Consider the following 14,747-nt stretch of genomic DNA (forward strand, 5'->3'; position numbering starts at 1 on the left):
AGCCGCCGGGCCTCGGACGCGGGCCTCTGACGCCGGGCCTCGGACGCCGAAGTCTCGGACGCCGAAGTGTCAGACGCCGGCGGCCCGTCCCTCGTCGCCCACCCTGCGCCGGTACACCTCGACGATCCGCTCCAGCGAATCCCGGAGGTAGACCGCGAGCAGGTCCTCCGCGGCGGCCTTGTCGCCGGACTCCAGCGCGTGGAGGATCCGGCGGTTGCGCGCGAGGTACGGCTCGTGCAGCCGTCGGGGGTCGTCGACGACGTGGAAGGCGAGCCGCAGTTCGGCGAAGACGCTGCGCATCAGCTCGTCGGTGCGAGCGCTGCCCGCGAGCGCCACCAGTTCCCGGTGGAAGTGGATGTTGGCGGTGCCCAGCCCTTTCCAGTCGTTCCCGGCGGCCGCGACGTGGCCCTCGGTGACGGCCGCCCGCAGCCGGTCCAGCCCGTACGGGGGCTCCCCCAGCCCGCGGACGACGGCGCACTCGACGAGGGCGCGCGTGCGGTAGATGTCCTCCACGTCCTCGACGGTCAGGACGCGGACGAAGACGCCCCGGTTGAGTTCGTGGACGAGGAGTCGTTCATGGGTGAGCAGGCGGAACGCCTCGCGGAGCGTGTTGCGGGAGACGCCGAGCGCCCCGCCGATGCTGTCCTCCGACAGCCGTGTGCCGGGCGGGAAGTAGCCCTCGGCGATACGGCTCCTGAGGATGTCCGAGACCCGCTCGGCCGTGCTGGTGCGGCCCAGGAGGGCCCGGTCGTCGGCCAGTCCCGCAAGCTGCTCTGCCATGCCCGGAATTCAATCGCAGGGAGGAGAACGAAACAACAGGGGTATTGAAGGATCGTTCAACGATCCTCTACCTTGCTGACACCGGTACCGCCCCGTCCCCACCGCGGCGCCCGGGATTCGCGCACGGCACGGCTCACATCCAGCACCCTCCCCCCTTCTGCGAGGTGCCCCTTGAGCACGACCCCTCCACCGCAGGCCCCGCCCACCGGCCCCCGCCCCGCGCAGGCCGGCCCGACCGCCGAGGACGGCGCGTTCGGCTGGCTGCGCGCCCTCGGCCCGCGCGGCCGACGCGCCTTCGCCGGCGCGTTCGGCGGCTACGCCCTCGACTCCTACGACTACTTCACGCTGCCGCTGAGCATGGTCGCGCTGGCGGCGTACTTCGGCCTGGACAGCGGCCAGACCGGCCTGTTCACCACCGTCACCCTGATCGCCTCGGCGGTCGGCGGCGCCCTCGCGGGCGTGCTCGCCGACCGGATCGGCCGGGTCAGGGCCCTGATGATCACGGTGATCACCTACGCCGTGTTCACCGTCGCGTGCGGCTTCGCGCCCACCTACGAGACGCTGCTCGTCTTCCGCGCCCTCCAGGGGCTCGGCTTCGGCGGCGAGTGGGCGGTCGGCGCGATCCTCGTCGCCGAGTACGCGAGCGCCCGGCACCGCGGCCGCACCCTCGGCGTCGTCCAGAGCTCGTGGGCCGTCGGCTGGGGCCTGGCCGCGATCGTGTACACGCTGGTCTTCTCGTTCGTCGGCGACGACATGGCCTGGCGGGTGATGTTCTGGACCGGCGCGCTGCCCGCCGTGCTGGTGGTGTGGATGCGGCGCCGGGTGCAGGACGCCCCGCAGGCCGCCGCCGCCCGCGAGAAGAGCGCCGACAGGGGCTCCTTCCCGGCCATCTTCAAGGGCCCTCTGCTGCGCACCACGGTCTTCGCGGTCCTGCTGTCCACCGGCGTCCAAGGCGGCTACTACACGCTGGCGACCTGGGTGCCGACGTATCTGAAGACCGAGCGCGGCCTGTCGGTGGTCAACACGGGCGGCTATCTGACGCTGCTGATCTCCGGCGCCTTCCTCGGCTACCTCACCGGAGGCCATCTCACCGACCGGCTGGGCCGGCGCCGCAACATCTGGCTGTTCGCCCTGCTGTCGGCGGTCTGCATCCTGGCGTACGCGAACATCCCGAGCGGCGCCGACACCCTGCTGCTCGTGCTGGGCTTCCCGCTCGGGTTCTGCATGTCGGCGATCTTCAGCGGCTTCGGGTCCTTCCTGAGCGAGCTGTACCCGACGGCCGTGCGCGGCACGGGGCAGGGCTTCACGTACAACACCGGGCGCGCCGTCGGCGCCGTCTTCCCCACCACCGTCGGCTTCCTCGCCGACAGTTGGGGTGTGGGCGGCGCGCTGGTCTTCGGCGCGATCGGCTACGGCATCGCGGCCCTGGCGCTGCTGGGGCTGCCGGAGACGCGCGGGAAGGAGTTGGAGTGAACCGTCGGACCTTCGCCGAGGACCGCCCGCTGACCCTCGTCGACGAGCACGCGCACGCGTGGAGCCCGCGAACCGCCCGGGCCCGCTTCCGGGACGGCCTCACGGGCCCCACGGCGGGCGTCGCGGCCGGTCACACCCAGGTCAACCTGATCTCGGTGCCCGCGGACTGGGCGTACGACATGCTGCTGTTCTGCCAGCGCAACCCGAAGCCCTGTCCCGTGCTGGACGTCACCGACGCCGGGTCCTGGCGGACCGTGCTGGCGGAGGGCGCGGACCTGCGCACCGACCTGCCGCGCTACCGGGTGTGGCGGGACGGCGAGTTGACGGACGAGCCGACGGACGTGCGCGCGTACTGGCGGGACGACCTGGTGACGTTCCTCCTCGGGTGCAGCTTCACCTTCGAGTGGGCGCTGTCGCGGGCGGGCGTCCCGATCCGGCACGTCGAGCAGGGGCGCAACGTCCCGATGTACGTGACGGACCGTCAGTGCCGTCCGGCGGGGCGGCTGCACGGGCCGATGGTGGTGTCCATGCGCCCGGTGCCGCCGGAGCGCCTGGCGGCGGCGATCCGGGAGAGCAGTCTGCTCCCGGCGGTGCACGGCGGCCCCGTGCACTGCGGCGATCCGTCGGCGCTCGGCATCGAGGACCTCGGCCGCCCCGACTTCGGGGATTCGGTGGACGTCGAGCCGGACGACATCCCGGTGTTCTGGGCCTGCGGAGTGACCCCGCAGGCCGCGGTGACGGCCTCGCGCCCGCCGTTCGCCCTCACCCACGCCCCGGGGCAGATGTTCCTCACCGACGCCCGTGACGAGCAGTACCGCGTAGCCTGAGAAGGAGACCCGAGAGATCCATGACCGTGATCGATCTGAACGCCGACCTCGGCGAGGGCTTCGGCCGCTGGGAGCTGACCGACGACGAGCGCCTGCTGTCCGTCGTCACCAGCGCCAACGTGGCCTGCGGCTTCCACGCCGGGGACGCGCCCACGATGCGGCGGGTGTGCGAGCTGGCGGCCGAGCGGGGCGTGACCATCGGCGCTCAGGTCTCCTACCGGGACCTCGCCGGATTCGGGCGGCGCGCGATGGACGTGCCGCCCGCCGAACTGACCGCCGAGGTGGCCTACCAGATCGGCGCCCTGGAGGTCTTCGCGCGAGCGGCGGGCGCGCGCGTGGCGTACGTCAAGCCGCACGGCGCGCTCTACAACCGGGTCGTCCACGACGAGGAGCAGGCCGCGGCCGTGGTCGCCGGCGTGCTCCTCGCCGGCTCCGCGCCGCCCGTGCCGGGGCTGCCCGTGCTGGGGCTGCCCGGCTCGCGTCTGCTCCGGCTGGCCGCGGAGGCGGGCCTGGCGGCCGTCCCGGAGGCGTTCGCGGACCGCGCGTACACCGACGAGGGCACGCTCGTGCCGCGCGGCCGGGCGGGGGCCGTGGTCGCCGACCCGGACGCCGTCGTGGAACGGTCGGTGGAGCTGGCCCGGTCCGGCACGGTCGCCTCCCTGACGGGGACGCGCATCGACGTACGCGCGCGTTCCCTGTGCGTGCACGGCGACACGCCCGGCGCGGTGGAGCTGGCCCGCCGGGTCCGGCGGCGGCTGGAGGAGTCGGGGGTACGGGTGGAGGCGTTCGCGTGAGGGCGCTGCCCGTCGGCACGGACGCCCTGCTCGTCGAGGTGAGCTCGGGCGAGGAGGCCGAGGCCCTGCACGCGGAGCTGCTGCGACGCCGCGCGGAGGGCTCGCTCGCCGTCCGCGAGATCGTCCCCGCGGCCCGCACGGTCCTCCTCGACGGCCTGGCCGACCCGGTCCGCTGGGCCGCCGAACTGTCCTCCGCCGCCGTCCCGCCCGCTCCCCCGCCCTCGGGCGCGGTGATCGACCTGCCGGTGCGCTACGACGGCCCCGATCTCGCCGACGTGGCCGCCCACTGGGGCGTCCCGGAGCACGAGGTGGCGCGCGTCCACGCGGCCACCGAGTTCCATGTCGCGTTCTGCGGCTTCGCACCCGGCTTCGGCTATCTGACCGGTCTGCCGCCGCGCTACGACGTCCCGCGCCGGGCCACTCCGCGTACGGCCGTCCCGGCGGGCTCGGTGGCACTGGCCGGCCCGTACACGGGCGTGTACCCGCGCGCGTCTCCGGGCGGCTGGCAGCTGATCGGCACCACGGACGCGGTGCTGTGGGACCACACGCGCGTGCCCGCGGCCCTGCTGACACCGGGCACGCGCGTGCGCTTCGTCCCGACGGGGGCGACGGGAGCGGCCGGGGCGACGGGGACGGCCGGGGCCCGGGGCGCGGGAGAGGGGGCCGCCGGATGACCGACCGTGCGCTGGCCGTCGTCCGCGCCGGGGCGCTCACCACCGTCCAGGACCGTGGCCGCCCCGGTCACGCGCACCTCGGCGTGCCCCTGTCCGGCGCGCTGGACGCGCCCGCGGCGGCGCTCGTCAACCGGCTGGTCGGCAATGCGCCGGACGCGGCGGTCCTGGAGACGACGCTCAACGGCTGCGCCGTGCGCCCGCGTTGCCCGGTCACCGTGGCCGTCGGCGGCGCGCCCTGCCCCGTCACGCTCGACGGCCGGCCCGTCGCCTGGGGCGCCCCGGTGCACGTGCCGTCCGGTGCGCTGCTGGAGGCCGGACCGGCGCTGGCCGGGGTGCGCAGCTATGTGGCCGTGGCCGGCGGGATCACCGTCGAACGCGTCCTGGGCAGCCGCTCGACGGACCTGCTGTCGGGCCTGGGCCCGGCACCCCTCACGGACGGCACGGTCCTCCCCCTGGGGCCACCGCCCGCGCCGCACACACGCGTGGACGTCGCCCCGCAGCCCGCGCCGCCGGCCGAACTCGTCCTGCGGGTGACGCCGGGCCCGCGCGACGACTGGTTCACACCGCGGGCGATGCGCGCGTTCACCACGCGCGCGTACCGCGTGTCGACGTCGAGCAACCGCATCGGGCTGCGCACGGAGGGCCCCGCCCTTGAACGCGCCCGGCCCGGCGAACTCCCCAGCGAGGGCATGGTGCTGGGCGCGGTCCAGGTGCCCCCGGACGGCCGGCCCGTGGTCTTCCTGGCCGACCATCCGACCACCGGGGGCTATCCGGTGATCGGCGTCGTCGACCGGTCCGACCTTCCCGCCGCCGCCCAGGCGGTCCCGGGAACGCCGATCCGCTTCCTGGCGGTACGGCCGCGCTTCACGGCGGCACGCCGTCGCTGACGCGGGCCGCGCCCCCGACGGACGGGGCCGCTACGCGGCGTCCGGTCGCCGTTCCGCCACCGACAGTGAGGCCAGGGCGGCCGACACCGCCGCGGAGGCCCGCAGATCGAGGCGGGCGCTCGTGCCGCGCGCGCGGTGCCGCAGCTCGTCGGCGGCCAGCGCGAGCAGCTGCGGCAGCAGGTCGGCGCACCGCCGGGCCACCCAGCCGGTGCCCGCGGTGGCCAGCCACCACAGGCCGGCCGTGGTGGTCGGCGCCGGGGACGCCGGCTCGGGCGAGGGCGCGGGGCCCGTCGCGAGGCCGGCCTCCGCGAGCAGCGCGTGGAAGCGCACGGCGAGCTGCCGGTGCCCCCGCTCGCCGGGGTGGAGCCGGTCCGCGCTCCACATCGCGCGGTCCGTCAGCCACGCGCCCTCGCACGCGTGCAGGTGGACGGCCCCGTACCGGTCGGACAGCGCGTGGACGACGGCGTTGACCGCGCGCTGCCGTCGGGCGAGGGGGCGGGCGAGCGCGCCGGGCAGACCCAGCATCGCCCCCGGGTCGGGCAGGCACGCGGTGAGCAGGACCGCGCCCTGCCCGGTCAGCGCGCCGTACACCGTGTCGAGCCGGGCGGCGACGGCGTGGATGTCAAAGGTGCAGCGCAGGGTGTCGTTGACGCCGACGACGACGGAGACGAGGTCGGGCCGCAGCGCCAGCCCGGCCGGGAGCTGGCCTTCCAGCACGTCCCGTGTCTGGGACCCGCTGACCGCGAGGTTGGTGAACTCCACCGGTCCCTCGCCGAGGCCGGCCACGAGCAGCGCGGCCCAGCCGCGCCACCCGCCGCCCACGGGGTCCCCGACGCCCTCGGTGAGGGAGTCCCCGAGGGCCACGAAGCGGACGGGTCTCATCCCAGCCCTCCGGAGACGGACGTTTCAGAAACGGAGCCTCCGGAGACGCGGGGCTCGTCCACCAACGTCGCGTCGTGCACCGTCGCGACCCGCACCGCCGCGTCGTGCGCCGCGAGGAACGCCTCCACCGACGCCGCCCACCCGAAGCACTCGGCACGCGCGCGTGCCGCCTCCCGCCGCTCCGCCACCGGCCGGTCCAGGAGCGTGCGCACGGCGTCCGCGAAGGCGGGCCCCCGGTCGGCCGCGACGGCCCCGGCGGAGCCGATCACCTCGGGCAGCGCCGACGAGGCGCTCACCACGACCGGGGTCCCGCACGCCATCGCCTCCAACGCCGCGAGGCCAAACGTTTCAGCAGGCCCCGGGGCCAGGCACACGTCCGCCGAGGCCTGGAGGGCGCCCAGCGCACCGCGGTCGAGGACGTGCCCCAGGAAGACGACCGGGAGCCCGCGCTCCCGCGCCCGCTGTTCGAGCCGGCCGCGCAGCGGCCCGTCCCCGGCGACCACCAGCACCGCGCGCCGGCCGCGCCGCACCAGGGCCTCCAGCGCGTCCAGCGCCGTGCCGGGCCGTTTCTCCACCGACAGTCGCGTGCAGGTCACGAGCAGCGCCTCGTCCTCGCGCGCGTAGCGAGCGCGCAGTGCCGCGTCGCGCAGCGCGGGGCTCCGTTCGACGAGGTCGACGCCGAGCGGGGCCCGCACCACGTTGCGGGCCCCGACGCGCACGAACTCCCGCTCGGCGAACTCGGTGGTGCACACCACGCGCGCGTAGGTGTGCGCCGTACGGAGGTTGAGCGTGTCGGCGGCCCGCCGCGCGGCCCCTTCCGGCACTCCCCAGGTGCGCAGCACGCCGTCGGCGGTCTCGTGGGAGACCATGACGGCGGGGACGCGGGCGCGCCGCGCCCACTTGCCGGTCCACCGCAACGTCGTGCGGTCGGAGACCTCCAGGCGGTCGGGCGCGAGCTCCTCCAGCAGGCGGGCGACGCGCCGCTTGTCGGTGAGGACGCGGTAGCCGCCGGTGCCTGGCAGCAGCGGTCCGGGCAGGGTGATCACCCGGCCCTGCTCGGTGTCCCGGTCGCTCGCCCGCTCGCCGGGCACGATCAGGACCGGCTCGTGGCCGGCGGCGCGGTAGCCCTTGCCCAGTTCGCGCAGGGCCGTGCGCAGTCCGCCCGAGGCGGGGGCGACGAAATTGGCGAGGCGGACGATGCGCAGCGGCCCGCGCGGCGCGGCGCTCATGCCGCCACCACCAGTCGGCGTCCGGTGAGCACGTCCGCGTAGTGGCCGATCAGCTGGTCGCCGACGGCGGCCCAGGTGCGCCCCTCGACCATGGCCCGTCCGGCGGCCCCGTAGGCGGCCCGGCGCAGGGGGTCGGCGACCAGCGACCCCACGGCGTCCCGCACGGCGGCGGCGTCGCGCGGGGGCACGAGCAGCCCGGTGCGCCCGTGGGCGACGAGGTCGAGGGGACCGCCGGCGGCGGGCGCGACGACCGGCACACCGCTCGCCATGGCCTCCTGCACGGTCTGGCAGAACGTCTCGAAGGGGCCGGTGTGCGCGAAGACGTCGAGCGAGGCGAAGACCCGGGCGAGTTCGTCGCCGGTGCGGCGGCCCAGGAAGACCGCGCCGGGCAGCGCCTCGGCCAGGCCCGGCCGGCTGGGCCCGTCGCCCACCACGACGACCCGCACGCCCGGCAGGCCGCACACCCCGGAGAGGAGTTCGACCTGCTTCTCGGGGGCGAGCCGCCCGACGTAGCCGACGATCACCTCGCCGTTCGGGGCGAGTTCGCGCCGCAGCGCGTCGTCGCGCAGGTCGGGGCGGAAGCGGACGGTGTCCACGCCGCGCGGCCACAGCTTGACCCGGGGCACGTCGTGCGCCTCCAGGTCGCCGAGGGCCGCGGTGGAGGGGGCGAGGGTGAGGTCGGCGGCGGCGTGCACGGAGCGGATGCGCCGCCAGGCGGCCGCCTCGCCCGCGTGGACGTAGGTGCGGGCGTAGCCGGCCAGGTCGGTCTGGTAGACGGCGACGGCGGGGACGCCGAGGCGGGCGGCGGCGGCCATGCCCCGCACGCCCAGGACGAAGGGGCTGGCGAGATGGACCAGGTCGGCGCCGTGTTCGACGATGGCCGAGGCGACGCGCCGGCTGGGGAGGGCGACGCGGACCTGGGGGTAGCCGGGGAGCGGGAGGGAGGGGACGCGGACGACGGGGCACGGGGCGCCGGCGTCGGGTCCGGGGCCGGCGGCGGTGGCCGGCGCGACGACGAGCGGGCGGTGACCGCGATCTACGAGGTGCCGGGCGGTCTGGAGCGCGCAGTGGGCCACGCCGTTCACGTCGGGGGGAAAGGATTCGGTCACGATGACGACACGCATACCGGTGTTGTCGCCGCGCTGGACGTGGCCGCGTCAACGTGGATCTTTCCGGACGACAAACGTCCTGTGAGCGTTGCCCCGCGCACCCGAGCAGGTCAGACGGCGTCCATGCCGGTCCGACCTGCGGGTCACCCGGGGTTCACCCGGCGGGCGGACCTCGGCCCTGCGGATCCGCCGCCGCGGGCGCCGTCACATGGCCGAGGCCGCGTCCGGCCCGATCACATGGTGGAGGCCGCGTCCGGTCCGATGCGGCTGCGCACCGCCGTCTGGACCTCCGCCTCCTCGGCCGGGTCGGCGGCGAGCCGGCGCAGCCGTTCGACGACCCGGGCGTCACCGGTCTCGGCGTGCCGGGCGGCGATCTCGCGGGTGGTCTCCTCGCAGTCCCACAGGCACTCGACGGCGAAGCCGGTGGCGAAGGAGGGATCGGTGGCGGCCAGTGCGCGGGCGCAGCGCCCGCGCAGATGGGACGAGGCGGTCTCGCGGTAGATATGGCGCAGCACGGGGGCCGCGCACGCGATGCCGAGCCGTCCCGCGCCGTCGACCAGGGTCCACAGGGTCGGCGCGTCGCAGCCCTCGCCGCGTACGGCCTCGCGCAGCGCGCCGAGGACGAGGTCGCTGTCGCGGGTGCCGCCCCGGCAGGCGAGCATGCGGCCGGCGGCGGCGCCGAGGGCGTCGGGCCGGTGGGCCCAGCCCCGGGCGCGGTCGACGGCGGCCGGACCGCGCATGCGTTCGAAGGCGTCGACGGCCGCCTCCACCACGGCGGTCGAGCCGGTGACGACGGCCCGTTCGACCAGGTCGAGGGCGTCGGGGTCGTCGCTGTCGGCAAGATAGCGCAGGGCGGTGCACCGGGCGCCGTCGGTGCCGTCCTGCGCCGCCCGCACGATCTCCGGCCGGTCCTCGGGACCGGCCACGGCGGCCAGACATCGGGCGGCCGGGACATGGAGCGCGGCGCCTCGTTCGAGGCCTTGCTGGGCCCAGTCGAAGACGGCCTGGACGCTCCAGCCGGGGCGGGGCCCGGTGGGGTTCATCTGCCGCTGCCAGCGGTCGAAGCAGCCGGCTTCCTGGGCGGCACGCACCCGCGTGGAGACGTACTCGCGCGGGTCCTCCGCCCACAGCCGCCAGGGCCGTGGCTCGAAGGAGTCCCGCACGACGGCGGCCAGCTCGGCCTCACCCTCGGCGTCGGTGGCGAACCGCGCGAGCACCGGGGCGGCGAGGGCGCGCAGCCCGGCGTCGTCGTCGCGCAGGGCGAGCTCGTCGAGGGCCCAGGCCCAGTTGGCGCCCGAGGCCGCGTACCGGCGCAGCAGTTCCAGGGCGTCCCGCCTGCCGTAGGAGGCGAGATGGCCGAGGACGGCCAGGGCGAGTCCGGTGCGGGACTCCTCGGTGTCGAAGGCGTCCTCGACGTCGAAGAGGTGCGCCTCGATCTCGTCGAGTTCGCCGCCCAGGTCGAGGAAGAGCCGGGCGTAGTAGAGGGAGCGGTTCTCCACCTGCCAGTCGTGGCGGGGATCGCGCAGCACACAGTGGTTGAGGGCCGCGAGCGCCTCTCGGCGGGGTGCGGTGAGCGCGTGCAGTGTGCCGTCGCCGCGGCCCCGCTGAAGCAGGCCGAGCAACGTGCCGCTGGGCGCTATGACCGGATCGAACATGGGAAACAGCCTCACATCAAGCGTCGACGCAACCGGGGAACACGCGTTACCAGGCCACGTGACAACACGTCGGGGCGCCCGCCGTCTCTTGCTTGTTGTAGACCATCTCTCTCTGCCTCTCGTCGGTGGCCCATGCGGACCGCATCACGGCCCGCGCGGTGCGGCAACACCTGCCCAGCCATCGCGTCCGTGAATCACGACGTCATGATGACCCGGCTGTTCTTCCTGCCGCGACCGAAATATCCGGCGGCCCCGTACCGCCTCCCCCGTGTTCGTCGTCCTACCTGGTCAGGAGCTTCGTTCCGACTGCTCAGGAGCGGTCGGTTCAGTACGCCCCGAACAGTTCGAGCAGCTCCAGCCGGCCGAACATCCTGGCCGTGTCGACGGCCGAGGGGGTCCCCGCGGACGGGTCGGCGCCGGCCTCGACGAGGGCCTTGACGACCTCCGTCTCCCCCTTGAAGACGGCTCCGGCGAGCGGGGTCTGGCCCCGGTCGTTGATCCGGTCGGCCTCGGCTCCGCGGCCCAGCAGGGCCCGTACCGCCTCGGCGTGGCCGTGGTACGCGGCGAGCATCACCAGGGAGTCGCCGCGGTCGTTGGTGAGGTTGGCCGGAACGCCCGCGTCGACGTACGCCACGAGCGGCTCGGTCCGGCCCTGGCGGGCCAGCTCGAAGATCTTGCTCGCCAGCTCCACGACCTCGGGGTCGGGGGCTTCGGTCATCGTCGGACCGCCTCTCGTCACAACCATTCAGGTGAATCGCCAGGGTACTGGCTCGCCCGGCACATGACGGGATCCGTCGGAGGCAAAGATCACCGCGGGACCCGTTCGACGCAACTCCGCTGCTCAGGCACCCCGTCAGGGCTTCCGCCAACCGGGGGAAATCTCCCGAATTTCACCCAGTTGCACCTTTAATCGTATAGATACATGCTGTGATCCTGGAAGTACTCATGGTGACTGTCCCCACGAACCAGGAGAACCCCAATGATCCTGTCCATCTCAGGTGTGGTCCTGCTCGGCATCATCGTCTTCCTGTTCTTCCGCAAGGACGGGCTCAAGGCGTCGCACGCCCTGGTGGCGGCCCTCTTCGGCTTCTACCTGGCCAGTACGGCCATCGCCCCCAGCATCAAGGCCGGCGGTGAGAGCCTGGCGAGCCTCCTGGGCGGCATCAAGTTCTGACGCCGCCCGTCACCGCCGTCCGTCCCGTTCCCGCCGTCCGTCCCCGTCCGTACGCACCTCCAGGAGACCGCAGTGGCCAGGCGCCCCCTCCCCCGCATCCTGAGCACAGGCAGCGCACAGATCGCCCGGAGCCGGGAACTGGCCCGGACGGCGGCCGACAGCGCCACCGACGTCCTCCACCCGCTGATCACGCTCACCCGTGGTCTCGGCCGGCTGGCCGCGGCCGGCCGGCTCAAGTGGGCCGAGACCCCCAAGGACCGGCGCGGCCCGCTGCTGTTCCTGGCGGCCTCGGTGGTCCTGGTGGTGGCGCTCGTTCCGTACGGCCCGCTGCTCGCCGTCATCACCCTGATGGCGGCGGCAGCCTGGCAGGGCCGGGACCGCACCCCACCGGTCCCGGAAGGCCCCGACGAGTCGCAGACCCAGCGGCTCCAGGCGCTGTACGAGGCCCTCGTCCCGCACTTCTCGACCACCGACGAGGACCCCTCTCCCCTGTACGCCCTCGGCGGCGACTGGGAGAAGGCCTTCCCGGCGTACGAGTTCGACGGCTCGGGCCGCATCGCGCACCTCGCGGTCCGCTACCCGGCGTACTTCCCGGACGGAGAGGCCGAGCCCCGCGCGCGGGTGCAGCATCTCCTCGCCTCCAAGTCGGGCCGTGGCCGCGAGTACCTCTTCGAGTGGGACGAGGAGGGCAACGAGCTCACCCTGCGCGTCCTCGCCCCGCTCCCCACCGACATCGCCGCCCAGCGCTTCGTCACCGCCCCCGGCGAGACGGTCCTGGGCTTCACCGACCCCTCCCACGTCCTGCGCACGCTGCCCCTCACCCACGGCGAGCGACAGCGGGACGTCCCGCCGGTCGTCTGGCGCACCGGCGTCCGCTCCACCGAGCCGCACCTCCTGGCCGTCGGCCAGCCCGGCAGCGGCACCTCCACCCTGCTGCGCTCCCTCGCCCTCCAGGCACTCCAGTACGGCGACGTCCTCGTCGTCGACGGCGGCGGCACCGGCGAGTACGCCTGCCTCACCGGCCGGGACGGCGTCCTGGGCGTCGAGGTGGGGCTCGCCGGGGCGCTGGCCAGCCTGGAGTGGGCCGCCCACGAGACGGAGCGCCGACTGATCGAAGCGAACCGGGCCCGCCAGGAGGGGCACCCGCCGCCGGACGACACCCGGCGTCCCCTGTGGATCCTCCTCGACCGCCCCACCGCGTTCACCCACCTCGCGGAGGCGGACGGCCACAAGGACCCGCAGTCGCTCCTCCAGGTCCCCCTGCGCCACGGCCGCGCGGCCTCGGTGACGGTGGTCGTGGCCGAGCAGTTCGACCATCTCGACGACCTCGGCGACGCGGTACGACAGCACACACGCGCGCGCGTGGTGCTGGGCCCGGCCTCGGCCCGGCAGCTGGAGGCGCTCCTCGGCGCGCCCGCGCACACCACCCCCCTCGACCACGTCCCGCCGGGGCGCGGGTACGCGCGGCTGGGCACCGGCCCCGTGCACCGGCTCCAGGTGCCGGCGACCGCGGACCCCTATGACGACGCGACGAGCGACGCCCACCGTCAGGCGGTCCTCGACCTCCTGCCGCCGCGCACGACACCGGCGGACGGCGAGACCGTGCCGGCCCCGGCGGAGGCGGTGGCGCTGGAGAGCTCGTAGACCGCAGGGCAGAACAGTGCGAGGGCCGGTGCGGACGGGAGAGCGCGGATGATCCGCCCTCCCTGTCCGCACCGGCCCTCGTCGGCCCTCGTCGGCCCAGGAGCCTCCTACGCGACGAACGTGCGCGGACCCTCGCCGCCCGCGGTCCCCCCGCTCTCGACGATCCGCGCCGCCGCGGCCAGCCGTGCCGCCGCCTCGTCCGCCACCGCTCCGCCCACGGTGAACGGCAGGCGCACATACCCCTCGAAGGCCCCGTCCACGCCGAAGCGCGGCCCCGACGGCACCCGCACCCCGACCCGTTCGCCCGCCTCGGCGAGCCGCGAGCCGGACAGCCCGCCGGCCCGCACCCACAGGGTCAGCCCGCCCCGGGGCACCTCGAACTCCCACTCCGGCAGCTCCCGCCGCACTGCGGCGACCAGCGCGTCCCGGTTCTCCCGGGCCTGGCGGCGCCGCAGCTCCACGGCCTGCTCCCAACCCCCGGTACTGAAAAGCCAGTTCACCGCGAGCTGCTCCAGCACCGGGGTGCCCAGGTCGGCGTAGGCGCGCGCGGCGACCAGGCTGCGGATGACGTCGGGGGCCGCCCGCACCCAGCCGATGCGCATCCCGGCCCAGAAGGCCTTGCTGGCCGAGCCGACGGTGATCACCGTGGACCCGGCGGGGTCGAACCCGCACACCGGACGCGGCATCGCGCCGGCCACGTCCTCGTCGAGCCACAGCTCGCTCATCGTCTCGTCGGCGACCAGCACCGTCCCGGCCGAGCGGGCCGCCTCCACGAGCCGCCGCCGCTGGTCCTCGTCGGCGAGCGCGCCGGTCGGGTTGTGGAAGTCGGCGACGACGTACGCGATGCGCGGCGCGGCCTCGCGCAGCACCTGCCGCCAGCGGTCCACGTCCCACCCGGTGAGCCCCTCCGCCATGGCGACCGGGACCAGCCGGGCCCCCGCCTCCCGCATCAGCTGGAGGATGTTGGCGTACGAGGGCGACTCGACGGCGATGCGTTCGCCCCGCCCGCCGAACAGATGGCAGATGGCGTCGATCGCGCCCATGGCGCCGGTCGTCACCATGATCTGCTCGGGCATGGTCGGGATCCCGCGCGCGGTGTAACGCTCGGCGATCATCGCGCGCAGGGCGGGCAGTCCCGCCGGGTAGTCGCCGTGCGTGTGGGCGTAGGGGGGCAGCTCCTCCAGCGCGCCCTGCACGGCGCGGGTGAGCCAGGGCTCGGGGGCCGGGAGGGCCGCGCAGCCCAGGTCGATCATCGAGCCGAGGGTCTCCGGCGGCAGCGGTTCGAGCCCGCGCGCGGGGACGGGGTTGCCCGCCGGGACGGACGTCCAGCTGCCCGCGCCGCGGCGGGACTCCAGGAACCCTTCCGCGCGCAGCGCCTCGTAGGCGGCGGCGACGGTCGTACGGCTCACGGACAGCGCCAGGGCGAGTTCCCGCTCGGCGGGCAGCCGGGCCGCCACGGGGACGCGGCCCTCCAGGACGAGCAGCCGGACGCCGTCGGCGAGGGCGCGGTAGGCGGGCGGGCGGCGCGTGCCCGGTCCCGCCGGACGGTCCTGCTGGGAGTTGAGCAGCCGCGCGAGCTGCGCGGCCCCCACCGCTGAGGTCCACTGCGCCATGGATAC

The 14,747-nt window shown here is 75.2% G+C and carries 14 protein-coding genes; 7 read left to right on the forward strand and 7 right to left on the reverse strand.

Annotated features, from left to right (window positions below; genetic code table 11):
- Positions 1 to 69: 69 nt before the first annotated feature.
- Positions 70 to 780, reverse strand: a complete 711-nt coding sequence (locus ACFYX4_RS36815) for a GntR family transcriptional regulator (protein ID WP_389343291.1) — start codon at positions 778 to 780, stop codon at positions 70 to 72.
- A 171-nt stretch (positions 781 to 951) separates the two neighbouring features.
- Between ACFYX4_RS36815 and ACFYX4_RS36820 the strand changes: the two genes are divergently transcribed.
- From ACFYX4_RS36820 to ACFYX4_RS36840, 5 genes are read left to right on the forward strand one after another with little or no spacing between them, the layout of a single operon-like run.
- On the forward strand, positions 952 to 2,253 hold the full coding sequence (locus ACFYX4_RS36820) for an MFS transporter (RefSeq protein WP_389343294.1): 1,302 nt from the start codon (positions 952 to 954) through the stop codon (positions 2,251 to 2,253).
- Complete coding sequence (locus tag ACFYX4_RS36825; RefSeq protein WP_389343297.1) at positions 2,250 to 3,080, forward strand: putative hydro-lyase; 831 nt, start codon at positions 2,250 to 2,252, stop codon at positions 3,078 to 3,080. Before ACFYX4_RS36820 ends, ACFYX4_RS36825 begins: the two co-directional genes overlap by 4 nt.
- A gap of 20 nt (positions 3,081 to 3,100) precedes the next feature.
- Positions 3,101 to 3,874: a LamB/YcsF family protein gene (locus ACFYX4_RS36830; RefSeq protein ID WP_389343300.1), complete on the forward strand. Its 774-nt coding sequence runs from the start codon at positions 3,101 to 3,103 to the stop codon at positions 3,872 to 3,874.
- Positions 3,871 to 4,548 carry an allophanate hydrolase subunit 1 gene (locus ACFYX4_RS36835; protein WP_389343303.1) on the forward strand — a complete coding sequence of 226 codons (678 nt, stop codon included), beginning with the start codon at positions 3,871 to 3,873 and terminating at the stop codon, positions 4,546 to 4,548. Before ACFYX4_RS36830 ends, ACFYX4_RS36835 begins: the two co-directional genes overlap by 4 nt.
- A complete protein-coding gene (locus ACFYX4_RS36840; protein WP_389343306.1) occupies positions 4,545 to 5,435 on the forward strand; it encodes a biotin-dependent carboxyltransferase family protein in 891 nt (296 codons plus the stop codon). Before ACFYX4_RS36835 ends, ACFYX4_RS36840 begins: the two co-directional genes overlap by 4 nt.
- A 30-nt stretch (positions 5,436 to 5,465) precedes the next feature.
- Here the strand turns inward: ACFYX4_RS36840 and ACFYX4_RS36845 are convergent, their stop codons facing one another.
- The 5 genes from ACFYX4_RS36845 to ACFYX4_RS36865 all read right to left on the reverse strand — a co-directional run bounded on the left by ACFYX4_RS36845 (position 5,466) and on the right by ACFYX4_RS36865 (position 11,028).
- Positions 5,466 to 6,317, reverse strand: a complete 852-nt coding sequence (locus tag ACFYX4_RS36845) for an SGNH/GDSL hydrolase family protein (protein WP_389343309.1) — start codon at positions 6,315 to 6,317, stop codon at positions 5,466 to 5,468.
- Positions 6,314 to 7,546: a glycosyltransferase gene (locus ACFYX4_RS36850; RefSeq protein ID WP_389343312.1), complete on the reverse strand. Its 1,233-nt coding sequence runs from the start codon at positions 7,544 to 7,546 to the stop codon at positions 6,314 to 6,316. The genes ACFYX4_RS36845 and ACFYX4_RS36850 overlap by 4 nt, the downstream gene beginning before the upstream one ends.
- Positions 7,543 to 8,670, reverse strand: coding sequence for a glycosyltransferase family 4 protein (locus tag ACFYX4_RS36855; RefSeq protein WP_389343315.1), 1,128 nt, complete (start codon positions 8,668 to 8,670; stop codon positions 7,543 to 7,545). Before ACFYX4_RS36855 ends, ACFYX4_RS36850 begins: the two co-directional genes overlap by 4 nt.
- Positions 8,671 to 8,888: 218 nt before the next feature.
- The gene (locus ACFYX4_RS36860; protein ID WP_389343318.1) at positions 8,889 to 10,310 is read right to left on the reverse strand and encodes a HEAT repeat domain-containing protein; all 1,422 of its coding nucleotides are present in this window, start codon (positions 10,308 to 10,310) and stop codon (positions 8,889 to 8,891) included.
- A gap of 325 nt (positions 10,311 to 10,635) precedes the next feature.
- A complete protein-coding gene (locus ACFYX4_RS36865) occupies positions 10,636 to 11,028 on the reverse strand; it encodes an ankyrin repeat domain-containing protein (protein ID WP_389343321.1) in 393 nt (130 codons plus the stop codon).
- A 261-nt stretch (positions 11,029 to 11,289) separates the two neighbouring features.
- Here ACFYX4_RS36865 and ACFYX4_RS36870 point away from each other — a divergent pair, with 261 nt between their 5' ends.
- Together ACFYX4_RS36870 and ACFYX4_RS36875 are read left to right on the forward strand one after the other, a co-directional pair.
- Positions 11,290 to 11,484 carry a hypothetical protein gene (locus tag ACFYX4_RS36870; protein WP_389343324.1) on the forward strand — a complete coding sequence of 65 codons (195 nt, stop codon included), beginning with the start codon at positions 11,290 to 11,292 and terminating at the stop codon, positions 11,482 to 11,484.
- Positions 11,485 to 11,556: 72 nt separating this feature from the next.
- A complete protein-coding gene (locus ACFYX4_RS36875) occupies positions 11,557 to 13,128 on the forward strand; it encodes a hypothetical protein (RefSeq protein WP_389343327.1) in 1,572 nt (523 codons plus the stop codon).
- A gap of 107 nt (positions 13,129 to 13,235) precedes the next feature.
- Here the strand turns inward: ACFYX4_RS36875 and ACFYX4_RS36880 are convergent, their stop codons facing one another.
- Entirely contained in the window at positions 13,236 to 14,741 is a 1,506-nt protein-coding gene (locus ACFYX4_RS36880; RefSeq protein ID WP_389343330.1) for a PLP-dependent aminotransferase family protein, read from the reverse strand.
- Between the last annotated feature and the right edge of the window lie 6 nt (positions 14,742 to 14,747).

The organism is Streptomyces sp. NPDC002328 (assembly GCF_042890065.1).
GTDB lineage: Bacteria > Actinomycetota > Actinomycetes > Streptomycetales > Streptomycetaceae > Streptomyces.